General features: G+C 60.8%; 23 protein-coding genes and 2 pseudogenes. 4 read left to right on the top strand and 21 right to left on the bottom strand.

What is annotated here, in order from left to right; translation table 11 throughout:
- From AC0L7P_RS00930 to AC0L7P_RS00940, 3 genes and pseudogenes are all read left to right on the top strand, one after another.
- Positions 1-2,786, top strand: a pseudogene (locus AC0L7P_RS00930) ([protein-PII] uridylyltransferase).
- Positions 2,786-4,333, top strand: coding sequence for a murein biosynthesis integral membrane protein MurJ (gene murJ, locus AC0L7P_RS00935; RefSeq protein ID WP_473434089.1), 1,548 nt, complete (start codon positions 2,786-2,788; stop codon positions 4,331-4,333). Before AC0L7P_RS00930 ends, murJ begins: the two are co-directional and overlap by 1 nt.
- 60 nt (positions 4,334-4,393) lie before the next feature.
- Positions 4,394-6,061 carry a CHAT domain-containing protein gene (locus AC0L7P_RS00940; protein ID WP_473434090.1) on the top strand — a complete coding sequence of 556 codons (1,668 nt, stop codon included), beginning with the start codon at positions 4,394-4,396 and terminating at the stop codon, positions 6,059-6,061.
- A gap of 81 nt (positions 6,062-6,142) precedes the next feature.
- Here AC0L7P_RS00940 and rplQ read toward each other — a convergent pair whose 3' ends face one another.
- From rplQ to rpmC, 19 genes and pseudogenes are all read right to left on the bottom strand, one after another.
- A complete protein-coding gene (gene rplQ, locus AC0L7P_RS00945) occupies positions 6,143-6,553 on the bottom strand; it encodes a 50S ribosomal protein L17 (protein WP_473434091.1) in 411 nt (136 codons plus the stop codon).
- Positions 6,554-6,671: 118 nt separating this feature from the next.
- Positions 6,672-7,688 carry a DNA-directed RNA polymerase subunit alpha gene (locus tag AC0L7P_RS00950; RefSeq protein ID WP_473434092.1) on the bottom strand — a complete coding sequence of 339 codons (1,017 nt, stop codon included), beginning with the start codon at positions 7,686-7,688 and terminating at the stop codon, positions 6,672-6,674.
- Between the two features lie 115 nt (positions 7,689-7,803).
- A pseudogene (rpsK, locus tag AC0L7P_RS00955) lies at positions 7,804-8,189 on the bottom strand (30S ribosomal protein S11).
- 15 nt (positions 8,190-8,204) lie between these two features.
- A complete protein-coding gene (gene rpsM, locus AC0L7P_RS00960; RefSeq protein ID WP_473434093.1) occupies positions 8,205-8,573 on the bottom strand; it encodes a 30S ribosomal protein S13 in 369 nt (122 codons plus the stop codon).
- 195 nt (positions 8,574-8,768) lie between these two features.
- Positions 8,769-9,410, bottom strand: coding sequence for an adenylate kinase (locus AC0L7P_RS00965; protein WP_473434094.1), 642 nt, complete (start codon positions 9,408-9,410; stop codon positions 8,769-8,771).
- Complete coding sequence (gene secY, locus AC0L7P_RS00970; RefSeq protein WP_473434095.1) at positions 9,407-10,762, bottom strand: preprotein translocase subunit SecY; 1,356 nt, start codon at positions 10,760-10,762, stop codon at positions 9,407-9,409. Before secY ends, AC0L7P_RS00965 begins: the two co-directional genes overlap by 4 nt.
- Before the next feature lie 108 nt (positions 10,763-10,870).
- Complete coding sequence (gene rplO / locus AC0L7P_RS00975; protein WP_473434096.1) at positions 10,871-11,338, bottom strand: 50S ribosomal protein L15; 468 nt, start codon at positions 11,336-11,338, stop codon at positions 10,871-10,873.
- A gap of 142 nt (positions 11,339-11,480) precedes the next feature.
- Positions 11,481-11,915 carry an EamA family transporter gene (locus tag AC0L7P_RS00980; RefSeq protein WP_473434097.1) on the bottom strand — a complete coding sequence of 145 codons (435 nt, stop codon included), beginning with the start codon at positions 11,913-11,915 and terminating at the stop codon, positions 11,481-11,483.
- 149 nt (positions 11,916-12,064) lie between these two features.
- A complete protein-coding gene (rpmD, locus tag AC0L7P_RS00985) occupies positions 12,065-12,253 on the bottom strand; it encodes a 50S ribosomal protein L30 (RefSeq protein ID WP_473434098.1) in 189 nt (62 codons plus the stop codon).
- 3 nt (positions 12,254-12,256) lie between these two features.
- Positions 12,257-12,838: a 30S ribosomal protein S5 gene (gene rpsE / locus AC0L7P_RS00990; RefSeq protein WP_473434099.1), complete on the bottom strand. Its 582-nt coding sequence runs from the start codon at positions 12,836-12,838 to the stop codon at positions 12,257-12,259.
- Positions 12,839-12,967: 129 nt separating this feature from the next.
- Positions 12,968-13,327 carry a 50S ribosomal protein L18 gene (gene rplR, locus AC0L7P_RS00995; protein ID WP_473434100.1) on the bottom strand — a complete coding sequence of 120 codons (360 nt, stop codon included), beginning with the start codon at positions 13,325-13,327 and terminating at the stop codon, positions 12,968-12,970.
- A gap of 11 nt (positions 13,328-13,338) precedes the next feature.
- The gene (gene rplF / locus AC0L7P_RS01000; protein WP_473434101.1) at positions 13,339-13,872 is read right to left on the bottom strand and encodes a 50S ribosomal protein L6; all 534 of its coding nucleotides are present in this window, start codon (positions 13,870-13,872) and stop codon (positions 13,339-13,341) included.
- A gap of 11 nt (positions 13,873-13,883) precedes the next feature.
- Positions 13,884-14,276, bottom strand: coding sequence for a 30S ribosomal protein S8 (gene rpsH, locus AC0L7P_RS01005; protein WP_473434102.1), 393 nt, complete (start codon positions 14,274-14,276; stop codon positions 13,884-13,886).
- Positions 14,277-14,288: 12 nt separating this feature from the next.
- Complete coding sequence (gene rpsN / locus AC0L7P_RS01010; protein ID WP_473434103.1) at positions 14,289-14,594, bottom strand: 30S ribosomal protein S14; 306 nt, start codon at positions 14,592-14,594, stop codon at positions 14,289-14,291.
- Positions 14,595-14,611: 17 nt separating this feature from the next.
- Complete coding sequence (rplE, locus tag AC0L7P_RS01015; RefSeq protein WP_473434104.1) at positions 14,612-15,175, bottom strand: 50S ribosomal protein L5; 564 nt, start codon at positions 15,173-15,175, stop codon at positions 14,612-14,614.
- A complete protein-coding gene (gene rplX, locus AC0L7P_RS01020) occupies positions 15,175-15,480 on the bottom strand; it encodes a 50S ribosomal protein L24 (protein ID WP_473434105.1) in 306 nt (101 codons plus the stop codon). The genes rplE and rplX overlap by 1 nt, the downstream gene beginning before the upstream one ends.
- 2 nt (positions 15,481-15,482) lie before the next feature.
- A complete protein-coding gene (rplN, locus tag AC0L7P_RS01025) occupies positions 15,483-15,851 on the bottom strand; it encodes a 50S ribosomal protein L14 (RefSeq protein WP_226779720.1) in 369 nt (122 codons plus the stop codon).
- Positions 15,852-16,005: 154 nt separating this feature from the next.
- The gene (gene rpsQ / locus AC0L7P_RS01030) at positions 16,006-16,236 is read right to left on the bottom strand and encodes a 30S ribosomal protein S17 (RefSeq protein WP_473434106.1); all 231 of its coding nucleotides are present in this window, start codon (positions 16,234-16,236) and stop codon (positions 16,006-16,008) included.
- 3 nt (positions 16,237-16,239) lie between these two features.
- Positions 16,240-16,449 (bottom strand): 50S ribosomal protein L29, encoded by a 210-nt coding sequence (rpmC, locus tag AC0L7P_RS01035; protein ID WP_473434107.1) that lies wholly within the window; start codon positions 16,447-16,449, stop codon positions 16,240-16,242.
- A gap of 178 nt (positions 16,450-16,627) precedes the next feature.
- Here rpmC and AC0L7P_RS01040 point away from each other — a divergent pair, with 178 nt between their 5' ends.
- Complete coding sequence (locus tag AC0L7P_RS01040; RefSeq protein WP_473434108.1) at positions 16,628-17,401, top strand: lysozyme family protein; 774 nt, start codon at positions 16,628-16,630, stop codon at positions 17,399-17,401.
- Between the two features lie 5 nt (positions 17,402-17,406).
- Here AC0L7P_RS01040 and AC0L7P_RS01045 read toward each other — a convergent pair whose 3' ends face one another.
- Positions 17,407-18,027 carry a TIGR02466 family protein gene (locus tag AC0L7P_RS01045; protein WP_473434109.1) on the bottom strand — a complete coding sequence of 207 codons (621 nt, stop codon included), beginning with the start codon at positions 18,025-18,027 and terminating at the stop codon, positions 17,407-17,409.
- 93 nt (positions 18,028-18,120) lie between these two features.
- Positions 18,121-18,534 carry a 50S ribosomal protein L16 gene (gene rplP, locus AC0L7P_RS01050; protein WP_473434110.1) on the bottom strand — a complete coding sequence of 138 codons (414 nt, stop codon included), beginning with the start codon at positions 18,532-18,534 and terminating at the stop codon, positions 18,121-18,123.
- Between the last annotated feature and the right edge of the window lie 4 nt (positions 18,535-18,538).

Genomic DNA, 18,538 nt, shown 5'->3' on the forward strand with positions numbered 1-18,538 from the left:
ATGGATCGCCCCTTGGTGGCAACGTCCCAGGTGCGGCCGGTGCCATTGATCTGCGCAAGCGATGCGATTTTCGACATTGCCGCCGTCCGGCAGGGAATCGACGATGACATCGCACAGTTTTCCGGCGCCTCGGAGCGCCGGGCCTGCATCGTTCGTCACCTGAAGGCCGCGATGGACCATGGCCGCGCATTGATCGATGCGGCCTTTACTGCCGATTCCCACGCCGCACGCGAAACCGTGAGCGCCTATAGCTTTCTGACCGATTGCCTGGTGACGACAGTGTTTGATGCGGCCCGCCGCCACCTGCACCCGGCCAGCCCCCCACAGAAGAGGAACGTATTTCGCTGTTGGCCATAGGGGGATACGGGCGCGCCGAAATGTGCCCCTATTCCGATGTCGACCTGCTGTTCGTCACGCCTCACAAGCTCACCCCTTGGGCCGAGAGCCTGATCGAATCCATGCTCTATGTCTTTTGGGATCTGCACCTGAAGGTCGGCCATTCCAGCCGCACGATCCGCGATTGCATCGCCATGGCCCGCGAAGATTACACCGTGCGCACCGCCATGCTGGAACGCCGGTTCCTGTGCGGCGACGAAAAACTTGCCAAACTGCTGGAACGCAAGCTGAAAACCGAGCTGTTCCAAAACACCGGCGCCGAATACATCGCTGCAAAACTGGCAGAGCGCACCGAACGCCACCGCAAACAGGGCGGTCAGCGCTATGTGGTCGAACCGAACGTGAAAGAGGGCAAGGGCGGTTTGCGTGATCTGCAAACCCTGTTCTGGATCGCCAAATATGTGAACGGTGTCACCAAGGCCAGACAACTGGTCAAGGCGGGCGTGTTTACCGAAGATGAATACCGCAGCTTCAACAAGGCCGAGACGTTTCTTCTGGCCGTGCGCTGCCATTTGCATCTGATCGCCGGGCGCGCCATGGATCAGTTGACCTTCGACATGCAGGTCGAAGTGGCGGAACGTATGGGCTATGAGGACAAGGGCGGGCGGCGCGGGGTCGAGCATTTCATGCAGAGCTATTTCCGCCACGCCACCAAGGTGGGTGAATTGACGCGCATCCTGCTCACCGCGCTTGAGGCCGACCACAAGAAAGAGGCGCCCAGCCTTGTCGGGCTGCTGCGACGCCGCCGCAAACGGGTGCGCCCCGGCTATACGATCCGCCACAACCGGATCTGTTACGAGGATCGCGCGGCGTTTCTGGCCGATCCGCTGAACCTGCTGCGCATCTTCGATGAGGCCATGCGCACCGGCAACCTGATGCACCCCGATGCCATGCGGACCATCGCCGCCAATCTGCGCCTGATCGACGATCCGGTCCGCCGCAGCCCCGAGGCGGTGCGGATTTTCATGGACCTGCTGTTGAAATACCCCAACCCCGAACGCGCCCTGCGGCGGATGAACGAACTGGGCCTGCTGGCGGCGTTCCTGCCCGAATTCGAACCCATCGTCGCGATGATGCAATTCAACATGTATCACCATTATACCGTGGACGAACACACGATCCAGGTGATCAGCACCCTGGCCCAGATCGAACATGGCGACCTTGACAGCGAACTGCCCATTTCCACAGGCATCACCAAAGGCGGCGGGCTGAACCGCAAGGTTTTGTATGTCGCCCTGTTGCTGCACGACATCGGCAAGGGCCGCGATGAGGATCACTCGGTTCTGGGGGCCAGGATCGCGCGCAAGGTGGCGCCGCGTCTGGGGTTGAAACAGGCCGAGGTGGACACGGTTGAATGGCTGGTGCGTTATCACCTTCTGATGTCCGACATCGCGCAAAAGCGTGATCTGTCCGACCCGCGCACGATCCGCGATTTCGCCAAGGCGGTGCGCAACCGCAAGCGGCTCGATCTGCTGACGTTGCTGACGGTCTGTGACATTCGCGGGGTCGGGCCAAACACCTGGAACAACTGGAAGGCCCAGTTGATCCGCACCCTGCACCGGGAAACGGCCGATGCGCTGGAAAACGGCTTGGAGGATCTCAACCGTGAAACCCGCGGCACCGAAGCGCGCAAACGCCTGCGCGAGGCGTTGGCCGATTGGGATAAATCCGCCCTGCGCGTTGAAACCCAGCGCCATTACCCGCCCTATTGGCAAGGCCTGGATACCGGCGCCCATCAGGTGTTTGCCCGCCTGCTGCGCGATATGGGCGAAGGCGATATTCGGATTGACCTGAAACCCGACCCCGAGCGCGACGCAACCCGCGCCTGTTTTGCCATGGCCGATCACCCGGGTATTTTCTCACGTCTCGCGGGCGCCCTGGCCCTTGTGGGTGCAAATGTCGTGGATGCCCGCACCTATACCAGCAACGATGGTTTTGCCACGGCGGTGTTCTGGGTGCAGGACGGCGAAGGATCGCCCTATGAGGAATCGCGGTTGGGCCGGTTGCGCAAGATGATCGACCGCACGCTGAAAGGCGAAGTGGTGGCGCGCGACGCCCTTGAACCCCGCGACAAGATGAAAAAGCGCGAACGCGGCTTTCGTGTGCCAACCTCGATCACCTTCGACAATGACGGTTCGGAAATCTATACCATCATCGAGGTCGATACCCGCGACCGCCCGGGCCTTTTGTATGATCTCACCCGCACCCTTGCCGCCGCGAATATTTCCATCGCCAGCGCCGTGATCGCCACCTATGGCGAACAGGTGGTCGATACCTTTTACGTCAAGGATATGTTCGGGTTGAAATTCTATACCGAAAGCAAGCAACGCGGGCTGGAACGCAAACTGCGCGAAGCCATCACCCAAGGCTCGGAGCGGGCGCGCGCCTGATGCTGCGTGGTTTTTTCACCGTCGGCGCCTGGACATTGGCCAGCCGGATCATGGGCTTTGTGCGCGACATCCTGATCGCCGCCTATCTGGGCGCCGGGCCGGTGGCCGAGGCGTTTCTTGTCGCCTTTTCCCTGCCCAACATGTTCCGCCGCTTTTTTGCCGAAGGCGCGTTCAACATGGCCTTTATCCCGCTGTTTTCCAAGAAACTGGAAAGCGGCGATGATCCGCGTGGGTTTGCGCAGGATGCCTTTGCCGGGATGATCCTGGTGCTGTCGCTGTTCACTTTGGTCGGGATCGCCTTCATGCCCGCCCTTGTCACCGCCATGGCCAGCGGATTCATCGGGGACGAACGGTTTGATCTGGCTGTCACCTATGGGCGGATGGCCTTCGCCTATATCCTGTTCATCTCTCTCGCCGCGCTGGTGTCGGGCGTTCTGAACGCCAACCGCCGGTTTCTGGCCGCTGCCGCCGCGCCGGTGCTGCTGAACGTCGTGTTCATCGCCACCCTTCTGGGTGTCGGAATTGTCGGAGCTGCAACCTCCGAAGCGCTCAGCGCCCGGGTTGGTCTGGCCCTGGCATGGGCGGTGCCCGTTGGCGGCATCGCCCAGCTTGCGCTGGTCTGGGTCGCCGCCGCGCGGGCCGGATTCCGGCTGACCCTGCGCCGCCCCCGCCTGACACCCGAATTGAAAAAGCTGGCCATCATCGCCGCCCCCGCCGCATTGGCCGGCGGTGTGGTGCAGATCAACCTGCTGGTGGGGCGGCAAGTGGCCAGTTTCTTTGACGGTGCCATTGCATGGCTGAACTATGCTGACCGGCTGTATCAACTGCCGCTGGGGGTGGTGGGCATTGCCATTGGCGTTGTCCTGTTACCCGAATTGTCGCGCCGTCTGGCCGCCGACGACACGGCAGGCGGGCAACATGCCTTTAACCGCGCGGCGGAGATGGCGCTGACCCTCACTGTGCCCTCGGCGGTGGCCTTTGTCGTGATCCCCCTGCCTCTTGTCACCACCTTGTTTCAGCGCGGCGCCTTCGGGGCCGACGACAGCGCCGCAACCGCGCTGGCGCTGGCCATCTATGGGCTGGGCCTGCCCGCGTTCGTTCTGCAAAAGGTGCTGCAACCCCTGTTTTTCGCCCGCGAAGACACAAGATCGCCGTTCCGCTTTGCGCTGGTGTCGCTGGTGGTCAATGCAGTGCTGGCCATCGGGCTTATGCCGCTGATCGGGTATCTGGCCGCAGCCATCGGCACCACGGTGGCCGCCTGGGCCATGGTCTGGCTGCTGGCGCGGGGCGGGCGTTCGATGGGGGCGGCGGCGCGGTTTGACAACCGGTTGCGCCGCCGGGTCTGGCGGATCACCCTTGCCTCGGCAGGCATGGGCCTGTGCCTGTGGCTTGGCGCGGTTCTGCTAGGCCCGCTGTTCGGCATGGCCGGGTTGAAATTTCTTGCGCTTGCCCTGCTGGTTTTGATCGGGATGGGCAGTTATTACCTGATCGGCACCCGGATCGGCGCCTTTGCCCTGTCCGACATTCGCGGCGCCGTCAAACGCTGACCATGTTTGTCATCCGTGCGGGGCTTCCCAGAATCCCAAAGCGGTGGAATAATCAGGGCCATGTTGGCAATCCTGCTCCGCCTTTACCTTACAGTCCTGCTTTTGCCTGGCGCCACCGGGGCCAGCGCCGCACCGACGCGGGCCGAAATCATGGATCATGTGTTCATCACCGCCCAGCGTGCAGCGATCACAGCCGCCAGTCAGGCGCTGGCCCAATCGGCCACTCGCATCGCGTCAGGCAGTGCGGAACTGGCCGCCTTGTTGCGCGAACAGCAGGATGGCGGCGAAACCCTCGCCACACTCACCACGGCACTGACCCGCGCGGCGGGCATAAACGGCGCGGCAAGCGAGGTGCGGCAGGCCGACCTGACCCGCCAAATCACCGCCCTGCGCGCCCGTCTGCGCGAACTTGACACCGACATCGGCGCCGGGTTTCCCGAATTCCGCGAGCTGACCCGCCCGGCCCCCCTGAGCGTGGCCGAGGTGCAGGCGATTCTTGACCCGGACGAGGCCCTGCTGTTCACCCTGAGCGACACCAAGCTGACCTATATCTGGGCGATCACCCCCACTGCCGCCGATTGGTATCGTTCGGAAACCTATCTTGAGGATCGCAGCGCGCGGGTGAAACACCTGCGTCAGCAGCTTTCGGCGCAGGGCGGTGAACGGGCCGGGATCGCCCTGAACCCCGGCCGGGCCAAACCAAAGGCCCAACCGTTCGACCGGGACACCGCCCATGACATATATGCCGATCTTTTCGCGCCGCTGGAGCATGTCTTTGGCCATGCGCGGCATGTGATGACTGTGCTTGACGGCCCTCTGACCAGCCTGCCCCTGTCCCTTTTGGTGCGCGATGCCCCCCAGGGTGACGACGGTGATCCGGCGGCGCTGCGTGCCACGGATTGGCTGATCCGTCACCATGCGTTAACCACGCTGCCCAATGTTTCGGCCCTGCGGGTGCTGCGGTTTGCGCGGGGGCGCAGCGACGGGGGCGCGCGTGATCCGTTCATCGGCTTTGGCGATCCGGTGCTGGGGTATCGCCTTGATCTGGCGCAGGCCGATACCGGGGCACCCACGATCATCACCCGTGGCGTTTACGACGATGTTGCCCGGGTCGCCGATCTCGCCCCCCTGCCCAATACCGCGCGTGAATTGCGCCGGTTGGCGGCCACCATGGGGGCGGATGACACCGCGCTTTATCTGGGTGAACGCGCGACAGAAACACAGGTAAAGGACAGCGATTTCAGCCATACCCGTGTCGTTGCCTTTGCCACCCACGGGTTGCTGGCCGATGGACTGCCGGGACTGAGGGAACCGGCGCTGGTGTTTACCCCACCAGCCACGCCCAGCGAACGCGACGATGCCCTGTTGACAGCCAGCGAGGCGGCGCAGTTGAAACTGTCGGCGGAACTGGTGATCCTGTCGGCCTGCAACACCGCAGGCAGCGACGGGACACCGGGGGCAGAGGGGCTGTCGGGGTTGGCGCGGGCGTTTCTCTATGCCGGGGCGCGGGCGATCCTTGTGTCCCACTGGCCGGTCGATGATTACGCGGCATCGGTGCTGACCACGGGAATGCTCGACCGGATGTATGGCGCCGATCCCCGTCCCCGGGCCGAGGCATTGCAGCGCGCCATGCTGGATCTGATGCAGGACACCTCCGAGGCGCGGTTTGCCCACCCCCGCATCTGGGCGCCCTTCGTTCTGGTGGGCGAAGGCGGCAGCGACGGCTGAACCTGCGCCAAAACGCAAAAAAGGCCCGATCAACATCGGGCCTTTTCGGATCACATAGCCTGTGTCACAGGGCTGTGCAGATCAGTTTTCTTCGGCTTCCAACCGGGCGCGGTCGCCGGCGCCTTTGGCGTCGGGGTCGCGGTCAACCAGTTCGATGATGGCCATGGGCGCCATGTCACCATACCGGAATCCGGCCTTCAGAACGCGGCAGTACCCGCCCTGACGTTCGGCATAGCGCGGGCCGAGGATGTCGAACAGTTTGGCGACATAGGCATCTTGCTTCAACTGCGATCCGGCCTGACGACGGGCGTGAAGATCGCCGCGTTTGCCAAGCGTGATCAGCTTGTCGATGATCCGCTTCAGTTCTTTCGCCTTGGGCAGGGTCGTCTTGATCTGTTCGTGTTCGATCAGCGATCCGGCCATGTTGGCGAACAGCGCCTTGCGGTGTTCGTGGGTGCGGTTCAGGCGGCGATAGCCCCGTGCGTGACGCATTGTCGTTTCTCCTATTTGTACTTTGTACGGCAGCCAGATGCGTGTCCGGCGCTCTGTTGGGGCGGAATTGCCCAGGGTCGTCGTCGGGGCAGGCAGACCCTGCCCCGCGTGTCAGTTCCTAGAATTGATCTTCGAACTTCTTGGCCAGATCCTCGATGTTCTCGGGCGGCCATTCTTCCACGTCCATGCCAAGGTGCAGGCCCATGCCCGACAACACTTCCTTGATCTCGTTCAGGGATTTGCGGCCAAAGTTCGGTGTGCGCAGCATTTCAGCTTCGGTTTTCTGGATCAGATCACCGATATAGACGATGTTGTCGTTCTTGAGACAATTGGCCGAACGGACCGACAGTTCAAGTTCATCAACTTTCTTGAGCAGCAGCGGATTGAATTCCAGCCCCTCGTCGTCGTTGTCGGTGCGGGCCGATTCCGGCTCGTCAAAGTTGACGAAAATCGACAGTTGATCCTGAAGAATGCGCGCGGCATAGGCCACGGCATCGTCCGGGGTGACCGACCCATCGGTTTCCAGTTTCAGCGTCAGTTTGTCATAGTCGAGCACCTGACCCTCGCGGGTCGCCTGCACATCATACGACACTTTTTTGACCGGCGAATAGATCGCGTCGATCGGCATCAGGCCGATGGGCGCATCTTCGGGGCGGTTCCTGTCGGCCGATACGTAACCCTTGCCGGTGTTCACGGTCAGTTCCATGAACAGATCGGCGCCATCGTCGAGGTGGCAGATCACATGTTCCTTGTTCAGCACCTCGATGCCGCTGGATTCGGAAATGTCACCGGCTGTCACGATCTGCGGACCGCGGGCGGAAATCGTCACCCGCTTGGGGCCCTCGACATCCATCTTGATCGACACGCCCTTGAGGTTCAGAACGATATCGGTCACGTCTTCGCGCACACCAGCCACCGACGAAAACTCGTGCAGCACGTTGTCGATCTGAACGCTGGTGATGGCCGCGCCTTGCAGCGACGACATCAGAATGCGGCGCAGGGCATTGCCGAGAGTCAGGCCAAAGCCACGCTCAAGCGGTTCGGCAATCACGGTGGCCTGGCGCATCCGGTCATTGCCGGGCTTGACGACCAGCTGTGTCGGCTTGATCAGCTCGGCCCAATTCTTGTGGATCATGCGTATCTCCTCAATTCACGTCTGCCGCCCATGTCCCCGACGACCGACAACCCGAGGTAAAAATGACGCGCGCAGGCCACGGGGAACCATGACCTGCGCGTGTTTCGAAATGTAATCAGACCCGGCGGCGCTTTGGCGGGCGACACCCGTTGTGGGCCATGGGCGTCACATCACGGATCGACGTGATGTTGAACCCGACGGCAGCCAGGGCGCGCAGGGCGCTTTCGCGGCCCGAACCCGGCCCCTGAACTTCCACTTCCAGCGTGCGCACGCCGTGTTCCTGTGCCTTTTTGCCCGCATCTTCAGCGGCCATCTGCGCGGCATAGGGGTGGATTTGCGCGATCCCTTGAACCCGCAAGTGCCGGCTGACGACCATGAAATGGCGTTGCCCTGCACATCGGAAATCAGGATCTTGGTGTTGTTGAACGAAGAATTCACATGAGCAACGCCAGCGGCGATGTTCTTGGAGACCTTCTTTTTAACGCGACGATCACGTGCCATTTGTCAGGTCCTCCCTTATTTCTTCTTGCCGGCGATGGCTTTTGCGGGGCCCTTGCGCGTGCGCGCATTGGTGTGGGTCCGCTGGCCGCGCACAGGCAGGTTGCGACGATGGCGCAGGCCACGGTAGCAGCCCAGATCCATCAGGCGCTTGATGTTCATCTGCGTCTCGCGGCGCAGGTCACCTTCGACCGTGAAATTCGCGTCGATATGTTCGCGAATCGCCAGCACTTCGGCATCGGACAATTCGTTGACGCGACGGGTCAGATCAATGTTGACCGCTTCGCAGATGGATTTGGCCGAGCTGGGGCCGATTCCGGTGATATATGTCAGGGCGATTGGAACCCGCTTTGCAGTCGGGATGTTTACGCCGGCAATACGTGCCACGTGGTTTGTTCCTTCTTCGTTGCGGGTCCGTAGTGCCAGACCCTTTTTTCACAACGCAAGCCCGAGGCGATTTCTGCCACGGGCTGCACCGATTATCTGATTGCAGGGTTCAGGGCGCGACCCCGAAACTTACGATTCCCTAGTGGGATGGCGCGGCTTACGAGGGATTCGCGGCAGGGTCAACCCCCTGCCCACCTACCCCAGTGCCTTGCTGATTTCTGCCGCAACGGCATCAATTTCACCCAGCCCATCAACCGTGCGCAAATCACCCTTGGCATAGTAATAGCCGATCAGGGGTGACGTTTTCTTGTAGTATTCCATCAGCCGCTGTTTCAGGGACTCTTCGTTGTCATCCGCCCGGCGCACGAAATTGCTCGCACCGCAGTTTGTGCATTTTCCATCGGCTGGCTGGGGCTTGGTGATGTCGTTATAAACCTCACCACAATCACCACAGGTGGACCGCGCGGTGATCCGTTGCACCAATGCAGTATCGTCCACCTGCATTTCGATCACACCATCCAGAGTGGTATCATGACGGGCCAGCAAGTCGCCCAAGGCATCTGCCTGGGCCAGGGTACGTGGAAACCCGTCAAAGATGAAACCGCCGCCGTGATCGCCGTTCAGCTTTTCCTCGATCAACCCGATTACGATCTCGTCGGTCACCAGATCGCCCCGGTCCATCACCTCGGCCACGACGCGGCCCATTTCTGTGCCGCTTGTGCGTGCCTCGCGCAGCATGTCGCCGGTTGAAAGCTGGGTCATGTTGCGCGTGTCCACCAAACGCCGGGCCTGAGTTCCTTTGCCCGCCCCCGGCGGCCCGAGAAGAATGATGTTCATCGTCTGCTTGTCCCTTTCTTGCCACGCCGTTTACCGCGCAGCTGAGATTTCTCAATCAGGCCCTCGTACTGGTGGGCCAGCATATGGGACTGGACCTGTTGTATCGTGTCCATGGTCACGCTGACAACGATAAGAACCGACGTACCCCCAAAGTAGAACGGAATTGCAAGCTGGTGGCGGAGGATTTCAGGCAGCAGACAGACCGCCGCCAGATATCCTGCCCCAAGCACCAGAATCCGCGCCACGACATAATCGAGGTATTCCTCGGTTTTCTTGCCGGGGCGAATGCCGGGAATGAACCCGTTCTGGTTTTGCAGGTTCTCGGCCACGTCATCGGATTTGAACGCGACGTTGGCAGTATAGAAATAGGTGAAAAACACGATCATCGCGGTGAAGAAGGCGAAATAGAGCGGCTGACCCGGGCCGAAATAGGCCAGCAAGGTCGACATCACCGGGCCGGTCTGCTGACCGCTGAAGGTGGCCAGGGTGGTGGGCAGCAACAGCAGCGAAGAGGCAAAGATCGCCGGGATAACGCCCGCCGGGTTCACCTTGATCGGCAGGTGCGACGACCCACCGTCATAGACTTTCATTCCCACCTGACGGCGCGGATATTGAATGTGGATCTTGCGCAGCGCCCGTTCCATGAACACGACGAACCCGATGACAGCAACAATCATCAATATCACCCCGACAATCACCGCCGGGCTGATCGCGCCACTGCGGCCCGATGCAAAGAACTGCGCCAGCGCGGCGGGAACCTCGGCAACGATACCGACAAAGATGATAAGCGAAATACCGTTGCCAATGCCACGGTTGGTGATCTGTTCGCCCAGCCACATCAGGAACATGGTGCCACCCACCAGGGTGATCACACAGGCGGCCTGAAAATAGATGCCCGGATCGGTCACCAGGCCGCCAGCCTCAAGGCTTTTGGCCAGACCAAAGGCCTGAAACGTGGCCAGCAGAACGGTGCCATAGCGGGTATATTGGTTGATCTTCTTGCGCCCCTGTTCGCCCTCTTTCTTGAGTTGCTCAAGTTGGGGAACCATGGCGGTCATCAACTGAATGATGATACTGGCGGAAATATAGGGCATGATCCCCAGGGCAAAAATGCCCATGCGGGAAATCGCACCGCCCGTAAACATGTTCAGGATGCCGCCGATGCCGGTGGAGGCCTGTTCCATGAACTGGCGCAATTCCGCACCGTCAATGCCCGGAACCGGAATATAGGTGCCGAGGCGGTAAACGACGAGAAGGCCGAGGGTAAACAGGATGCGGGCGCGCAGCTCGGTTGCCTTGCCGAAGGCGCCCCAGCTCATGTTCGCGGCCATCTGCTCTGCTGCTGATGCCATTACGGGTCTCTTTCATGCAAACGCCGCGTGGAACCGATTTCCCGGATCACGCGGCGCTAGGAAAATACTGAAACAGATGTAAGCGGCGCGGCGGCCGCTCACAACCGCTTATTCGGTGGCTGCCGCTGTCGTGACCGTAAGCGAGCCGCCCGCCTTTTCAACCGCCGCAACGGCGGCCTTGGACGCGCCGGTCACTGTCAGCGTGACGGCAGAGGTGATTTCACCCTTGGCCAACACACGGATACCGTCCAGCTTGCGGCGCACAACGCCGCTGTCCACCAGCTCGGCCTCGGTGATTTCGGCGCCCAGCTTGCCCGCATCGACGAATTTCTGGATCATGCCCAGGTTGATGACGGCAAATTCCTTGCGGTTCGGCTTGTTAAAGCCACGCTTGGGCAGACGCTGATAAAGCGGCATCTGGCCGCCCTCATAGCCCTTGATCGCCACGCCCGAGCGCGACTTCTGGCCCTTGATACCACGGCCAGCCATCTTACCTGTGCCCGAACCCGGGCCGCGACCAACGCGCTTGCGCTTTTTGGTGGCACCGGGATTGTCGTGCAGTTCATTCAATTTCATGTCGCTTGCTCCTTATGCCGGACGCATGCCCCCAGCGACGGGAGCGGCACGGCCACGGCTTTACGTGAATCAGTGGCGCGGATGGCCACCTGGCGCGTATAAATCGCCCAATAGGGCAGATCAAGCCAAAAGGCCGCCCGTTTCAGCCAATCGCCACCAACAATGACCCCGCCCCGACCAGGGCAATTCCACACCAGGCCGTGACAGACAGGGTTTCACCCAGGAAAATCGCCGCAAACACCGCGACCAGAACAATGCTCAGCTTGTCCACCGGTGCCACCCGCGACGCATTGCCAAGGCCAAGCGCGCGGAAATAACACAGCCAGGACGCCCCCGTCGCCAAGCCCGACAGGACCAGAAACACCAGACTTCGAGAGGGAATCGCTCCGGGGCTTTGCATTTTCCCAGTGGCAAACACGAGGGTGCCCAAGGCCAGCGCCACCACGATCGTTCGAAAAAATGTCGCGAAGTCCGGGTCGACATCCGTAACCCCGACTTTGGCAAGAATGGCCGTCAACGCGGCGAAAACCGCCGCCGACACCGCCCAGAACTGCCAGCTTTCCAACAAATTTGCCATGCCCCCCCTTGCCGCCACCTGACGCAGCGGAATGACCTGACACTAGGCCGCGCCAGAGCAAAAGCCAAGAAACACAAAACGCCCCGGTCATTTCTGACCGGGGCGCTGATTGATCTGATCATGGGACGGGCTTTCACCGAATCGACATGTCAGCCCTTTTCTTCGATGATTTCCACCATGTGGGAAACCTTGGCGACCATGCCACGGATTGAGGGGGTGTCCTCAAGTTCGCGGGTGCGGTGCATTTTGTTCAGGCCCAGGCCTTTCAGCGTTGCACGCTGGATGGCGGGGCGGCGGATCGGGCTTCCGATCTGCTTGACAACGATGGTTTTAGCCATGGATCAGGCCTCCTCAGCCACTTGATCGGATGCGTGGGTGGCATCTTCGCGCTTGGGCAGGATATCGGCCACCTTTTTGCCGCGACGCTGCGCGACAGACCGGGGGCTGGATTCGCGGGTCAGGCCGTTCATGGTGGCGCGGATCATGTTATAGGGGTTCTGCGACCCGATGGATTTCGCAACAACGTCCTGCACGCCCAGCATTTCAAACACGGCGCGCATCGGACCACCGGCAATGATACCAGTACCCTGAGAGGCTGTGCGCATGAACACTTTGCCGGCACCGTGGCGCCCGTGGGTGTCGTGGTGCAGGGTGCGACCGTCGCGCAGGGGCACGCGGATCATCTGGCGCTTGGCCTGCTCGGTGGCCTTGCGGATCGCCTCGGGCACCTCTTTGGCCTTGCCCTTGCCGAACCCGACACGGCCCCGCTGATCGCCCACGACGACGAGTGCGGCAAAGCCGAAACGCTTACCACCCTTGACGGTCTTGGACACACGATTGATCGCGACCAGACGGTCGGCGAATTCAGGAGTTTCGTCACGCTGGTTGCGGCGACCGCCCCTTTGATTGTCATCTCTTGCCATGAAAGGCTCCTTGGATGTGCCCGGATCGGGCGATTGTCACAATCCAGGTGGGCCATCGGCCCCCGGATCATCGAGGTGGCGCACCACCTGCAAGGGAAACGGCCCCGGAGTGCACCGGGGCCGCGTAACTCAGAACTTCAGACCGCCTTCGCGGGCCGCATCGGCCAGGGCCTTGACCTTGCCGTGGAACAGGAAACCGCCACGATCGAAATAGCAGGCCTCTACACCGGCGGCTTTTGCACGCTCGGCGATCGCGGTGCCGATCTTGGCCGCCGCTTCGACGTTGTTCTTGCCCACAATCCCCAGATCCTTTTCCAGGGAAGAGGCCGAGGCGAGGGTCACGCCGTTCACATCGTCGATCAACTGCACGCTGATGTTCTTGTTCGAACGATGCACCGACAGGCGCATACGCCCGGCGTTCATCTTCCGCAGTTTGTTCCGAACGCGCAGGCGGCGCTTCAGAAACAGGGTTCTTTTGCTGTTTGCCATTTTTCGCGTCCTTACTTCTTCTTGCCTTCCTTGCGGAAGATGAATTCGCCCTTATAGCGGATGCCTTTGCCTTTGTAGGGCTCGGGCTTGCGCCATGCACGGATGTTGGCCGCCACTTGACCAAGCTGCTGCTCATCAATGCCTTCCAGCGTGATTTCAGTCGGCTTGGGAACGGTCACCGTCACACCATCGGGAACTTCAAAATCCACGTCGTGGGAATAGCCGAGGTTCAACTTCAGAACCTTGCCTTGAAGCGCGGCACGATACCCCACACCCTGAATTTCAAGCTCGCGCTTGAACCCGGTAGAGACGCCGGTTGCCAGGTTCGCCACCATGGAGCGGGTCATGCCCCACTGCTGGCGCGCCCGCTTGGACGTGCCGCGCGGCTTGACGTTGATCGCGTTGTCTTCGACGATCATGTCGACATCATCTGTCGCGCGGAAGCTGCGGGTGCCCTTGGGGCCCTTCAACTCGATCGTCTGGCCCGAAACGGACACGGTAACGCCGCTGGGGATCTGAACAGGTTTCTTACCAATACGAGACATCTGCGCGCTCCTCAGAATACGGTGCAGAGCACTTCGCCGCCGACATTGGCGTTGCGTGCTTTTGCATCCGACATCACGCCGTGGGGCGTGGAGACAATCGAGACACCAAGCCCCTGCCGAACGCTCGGCAGATCCTTGGACCCCATGTAAACGCGGCGACCCGGGGTCGAAACACGTTTGATTTCACGGATCACCGGGGTGCCTTCGTAATACTTCAGGCCGATTTCGATGGCCGGGTGGCCGTCTTTTCCGGTGGTCTTTTCATAGCCGCGGATATAGCCCTCGTCGACCAGCACATCCAGAACCCAGGCGCGCAGCTTGGAGGCCGGTGTGATGACCGTGGACTTGCCACGCATCTGGCTGTTGCGGATACGGGTCAGCATATCGCCGATAGGATCGTTCATAGTCTGCCCTCCTTACCAGCTGGATTTCACGAGACCGGGGATCTGGCCCAACGAGCCAAGTTCCCGCAGCATGATACGGCTGACCTTCAGCTTACGATAGTAAGCGTGAGGACGACCGGTCAACTGACAACGGTTGTGCAGACGGACAGCCGAGCTGTTGCGCGGCAGTTTGGCAAGCTTGAGGCGCGCTTTGAAACGCTCTTCCATCGGCTTGCTTTCGTCGTTCGCGATCTCTTTCAGCGCCGCACGCTTGGTGGCGTACTGATCCACCAGCTTCTGGCGCTTCTTCTCGCGTTCGATCATTGCTTTCTTTGCCATGATGTTTTCTCCCAGGCTCAGCTGTTGAACGGCATGTTGAAATGCTTCAACAGCGCCTTGGCTTCTGCATCGTTGTCAGCGGTGGTGCAGATGATGATGTCCATGCCCCAGACCTCGTCGACCTTGTCGAAGTTGATCTCAGGGAACACGATGTGCTCTTTCATGCCCATGGCATAATTGCCACGCCCATCAAAGCTCTTGCCCGAAACGCCGCGGAAATCGCGGATGCGGGGCATTGCCACGGTGATCAGACGATCAAGGAATTCGTACATCCGGTCGGCACGCAGGGTCACTTTGGCACCCAAAGGCATGTCTTCGCGCACCCGGAAACCCGCAATGGATTTCTTGGCAACGGTCGTCAGAGCCTTTTGCCCGGCAATGGCGGTCAGATCTTCCTGAGCCGACTTCGCCTTCTTGGTGTCGCGCACCGCTTCAGCGCCACAGCCAATGTTCAGAACGATCTTGTCCAGACGCGGGATCTGCATGTCGTTCTTGTACCCGAACTCTTCCTTCATGGCGGCGCGGATGGTGTCCGCATAAACCGTGCGAAGGCGCGGGGTGTAATTTGCACTGTCCAGCATCAGATCACGTCTCCCGTGGTCTTGGCGAAACGAACCTTCTTGCCGTCTTCCTCGCGAAAGCCGACCCGGGTTGCCTTGCCGTTTGCATCGACGATGGCCAGATTAGACAGCTCGATCGCCATGGCCTGGGGGACGCGGCCGCCCTGGGCATTCTGGGATTGCTTGGTGTGGCGGATGGCAATGTTGACGCCTTCGACCACGGCCTTGCCACGGGCAGGCATCACCTGGGTGATTTCACCCTGCTTGCCCTTGTCCTTGCCGGTCAGCACGACGACGGTGTCGCCTTTTTTCAGTTTCGCTGCCATTGTTACAGCACCTCCGGGGCGAGACTGATGATCTTCATGAACGCCTTGGCGCGCAATTCGCGCACAACAGGGCCAAAGATACGGGTGCCAACGGGTTCGTTGTTGTTGTTGAGGATCACGGCGGCGTTGCGATCAAAACGAATCGCGGTACCGTCTTCACGACGAACCTCTTTGGCGGTGCGCACGACGACGGCCTTGCGGACGTCACCTTTCTTTACGCGGCCGCGCGGGATGGCTTCCTTCACCGAGACGACAATGATGTCGCCGACGGAGGCGTATTTACGCTTGGAACCACCCAGGACCTTGATGCACTGAACACGGCGGGCGCCGCTGTTGTCAGCAACATCCAGATTGGTCTGCATCTGGATCATGTGGTTTCTCCTGACCTTTGGGGGCTACTCTGGCCTTCTCCCCATGGTTTCGATCAAACTGGCGTGAACGCCGGTGCGACGGGGGCGCGCGGCGCTCCCTGACGGTCGCTTCTTGCGAAGAGTGACCGGAAGGGAACGATAAGCGCCCGACGCCTCAGCCGACGATCACTTCCCAGCGTTTCGTCTTGCTCATCGGGGCACATTCCTGAATGCGCACCTGATCGCCGGTTTTGAAGCTGTTCTCGGCATCATGTGCGCGATATTTCTTCGACTTCCGGATCGTCTTTTTCAGAACGGGGTGCGTAAAGCGCCGTTCAACTGATACGGTGACGGTCTGGGCGTTGGCATCCGAGGTAACGGTGCCGGTGAGGATACGTTTGGGCATCTCTTACGCCTCCGCATTCGCCGCAGCAGCGGCTTTTTCGTTCAGAATGGTATTCACCCGGGCGACGTCACGACGGACGGCGCGCACGCGCGAGGTGTTCTCAAGCTGGCTGGTGGCCTGCTGGAAGCGGAGGTTGAAGGCCTCCTTCTTCAATTGGGCAAGCTGATCCTTCAGCTCATCCGGGGTCTTGTCACGCAGTTCTGCGGCATTCATTGCCATATCCTTTCGACATCACTGGAGGGCCCGCTGAGGGTCACCCTGATTCCGGTGGAGATCTTGATGAACCGCTCGCCTACACCGCGCTGGCCTCGGGCGCAAGTCCCAATGCTCGATTGCGGATTATTCCGCTGATGTTGTCCACAGCGCAAGGGTTTGGAAACCAATTCGGGCGATGCTGAACCCCGAATCCCTGACCGAGGCATTGATGCGCCGCCTGCTCTATACCCTTCTTCTGCTTTTCGTCCCCTTCATCGCCTATGCCGAGGTGGTGACGCTGGTGCGTGATGCCCCGTTGCTGCGCGCGCGCGGTCCCCTTGTGCAGATCCGCCACGAGGGCGGCACTACGACCCGCGCAGCCGGAAGCCTGTTTATAGGGCAGACCGGCGCCAGCCTGTTCGCCCGCGTCCAACCGCGCGCGATGGTCGGCACCCGCCCGCCCAACACGAACGCCGCCCCTGCCCTGCGCGGCACACCTGTGGACCAACTGCGCCAATTGATCGGCCACGCCGAATCGCGCCGCCACGGCTATGATGCTGTGCAACACGGCGCGCGGATCAGGCCGGTAAAACCTCCCACGACAATGACCATCGGTGAAATCTTTCGCTGGATCGAAAACACCCCCGGTCAACCCCACGCCATCGGGCGGTATCAATTCATCCCGGCGACCCTGCGGCGCCTCACCCGTACCCTTGGTCTGGGCGAACAGCACAGATTTTCGCCAGCAGCACAGGACAGAATGGCCGATATCCTGCTGGCCGAAGCGGGCCTGGAAGCCCTGCAGTCAGGCCAGATGTCGCGCGAAACCTTTATGGTGAACCTCGCGAAAATCTGGGCGGGACTGCCCACCGCCTCGGGCAAATCGCATTACCACGGGCTGGCCGGAAACAAGGCATCAATCACCTGGGCACATTACAACGCCGAGATGGCGCGTATTTTCCCGGGATAGGCGCGTCAGCCCCAGGCGTAGTTGAAACTGACGCTGATCCGGTCATCCTCGGCCAAGTTCATCGGCACCTCATGGCGCAGCCAGCTTTCCCACAACAGCACATCGCCAACCTCGGGCGCGACATAGTGGAACTGGCGCAGCTTGCGCGGCGCATCACTGCGCCGCCCCGGCGCGGCCATCATCATCGCCAGACGCGGGTCTTCAAATTTGATCGCGCTGGTTCCGGTCGGCATCGCCACATAGGTGGTGCCGCTGATCACCGAATGGGGGTGGATATGGGCCGTGTGGATGCCACCTTCGGGCAGAATGTTAACCCACAGGCTATCGAGTTTGAGCTTTTTATCCCCCAGATCAAAAGCGACATCCCTGGCAAAGACCGCAACATGTTTGTCCAGCACCTTGACCAGATCCTTGAAGATCGAAAACCGCCAGGGCAGGTCGGTCAGCGACGCATAACTGGTGTAGCCCGCATAGTCGTTTGCCTCGCACCACGCCTGTCCCGCCTCGTCATCTTCGGCGATCGACAGACAGGATACCTCAAGCTCGGCAACATCGACCGGCTTGCCCAATTCCGACAAACCGGCGTGATACAGGCGGGTGACAAACAGAGATGAGGTTTTCGACATGGGAGTTCGGCTCCGGGTTTCAGAGGTTATGACGGCAAAAGCCCCCGCTGAATATCAGCGAGGGCTTTCAATTTCCACCGCGAGGCGGCGATCTTACCAGTCTTCGCGAACGACCGTGCGGGTCTTGATCGGAAGCTTCATCGCGGCAAGGCGCAGGGCCTCACGGGCGATAACATCCGGCACGCCGTCGATTTCAAACATGACCCGGCCCGGCTTGACCTTGGCAGCCCAGAAATCAACCGAACCCTTACCTTTACCCATCCGAACTTCGACGGGCTTCGAGGTAACGGGCAGATCCGGGAAAATGCGGATCCAGACACGGCCCTGACGCTTCATGTGGCGGGTCATGGCACGACGGGCAGCTTCGATCTGACGGGCGGTGATCCGCTCGGGCTCGACCGCTTTCAAACCGTAGGTGCCGAACGACAGGTCGGACCCGCCCTTCGCATCACCGTGAATCCGGCCCTTGTGCATCTTGCGGAATTTGGTGCGCTTTGGTTGTAGCATATCC

Source organism: Oceaniglobus sp. K40-3, from assembly GCF_055808395.1.

Coding starts and splice junctions, on each gene's coding strand:
- murJ (WP_473434089.1), top strand. CDS start 2,786: ATGCTGCGTGGTTTTTTCACCGTCGGCGCCTGGACATTGGCCAGCCGG.
- AC0L7P_RS00940 (WP_473434090.1), top strand. CDS start 4,394: ATGTTGGCAATCCTGCTCCGCCTTTACCTTACAGTCCTGCTTTTGCCT.
- rplQ (WP_473434091.1), bottom strand. CDS start 6,553: ATGCGTCACGCACGGGGCTATCGCCGCCTGAACCGCACCCACGAACAC.
- AC0L7P_RS00950 (WP_473434092.1), bottom strand. CDS start 7,688: ATGATCCACAAGAATTGGGCCGAGCTGATCAAGCCGACACAGCTGGTC.
- AC0L7P_RS00965 (WP_473434094.1), bottom strand. CDS start 9,410: ATGAACATCATTCTTCTCGGGCCGCCGGGGGCGGGCAAAGGAACTCAG.
- secY (WP_473434095.1), bottom strand. CDS start 10,762: ATGGCATCAGCAGCAGAGCAGATGGCCGCGAACATGAGCTGGGGCGCC.
- rplO (WP_473434096.1), bottom strand. CDS start 11,338: ATGAAATTGAATGAACTGCACGACAATCCCGGTGCCACCAAAAAGCGC.
- AC0L7P_RS00980 (WP_473434097.1), bottom strand. CDS start 11,915: ATGGCAAATTTGTTGGAAAGCTGGCAGTTCTGGGCGGTGTCGGCGGCG.
- rpmD (WP_473434098.1), bottom strand. CDS start 12,253: ATGGCTAAAACCATCGTTGTCAAGCAGATCGGAAGCCCGATCCGCCGC.
- rpsE (WP_473434099.1), bottom strand. CDS start 12,838: ATGGCAAGAGATGACAATCAAAGGGGCGGTCGCCGCAACCAGCGTGAC.
- rplR (WP_473434100.1), bottom strand. CDS start 13,327: ATGGCAAACAGCAAAAGAACCCTGTTTCTGAAGCGCCGCCTGCGCGTT.
- rplF (WP_473434101.1), bottom strand. CDS start 13,872: ATGTCTCGTATTGGTAAGAAACCTGTTCAGATCCCCAGCGGCGTTACC.
- rpsH (WP_473434102.1), bottom strand. CDS start 14,276: ATGAACGATCCTATCGGCGATATGCTGACCCGTATCCGCAACAGCCAG.
- rpsN (WP_473434103.1), bottom strand. CDS start 14,594: ATGGCAAAGAAAGCAATGATCGAACGCGAGAAGAAGCGCCAGAAGCTG.
- rplE (WP_473434104.1), bottom strand. CDS start 15,175: ATGCTGGACAGTGCAAATTACACCCCGCGCCTTCGCACGGTTTATGCG.
- rplX (WP_473434105.1), bottom strand. CDS start 15,480: ATGGCAGCGAAACTGAAAAAAGGCGACACCGTCGTCGTGCTGACCGGC.
- rplN (WP_226779720.1), bottom strand. CDS start 15,851: ATGATCCAGATGCAGACCAATCTGGATGTTGCTGACAACAGCGGCGCC.
- rpsQ (WP_473434106.1), bottom strand. CDS start 16,236: ATGCCCAAACGTATCCTCACCGGCACCGTTACCTCGGATGCCAACGCC.
- rpmC (WP_473434107.1), bottom strand. CDS start 16,449: ATGAATGCCGCAGAACTGCGTGACAAGACCCCGGATGAGCTGAAGGAT.
- AC0L7P_RS01040 (WP_473434108.1), top strand. CDS start 16,628: ATGCTGAACCCCGAATCCCTGACCGAGGCATTGATGCGCCGCCTGCTC.
- AC0L7P_RS01045 (WP_473434109.1), bottom strand. CDS start 18,027: ATGTCGAAAACCTCATCTCTGTTTGTCACCCGCCTGTATCACGCCGGT.
- rplP (WP_473434110.1), bottom strand. CDS start 18,534: ATGCTACAACCAAAGCGCACCAAATTCCGCAAGATGCACAAGGGCCGG.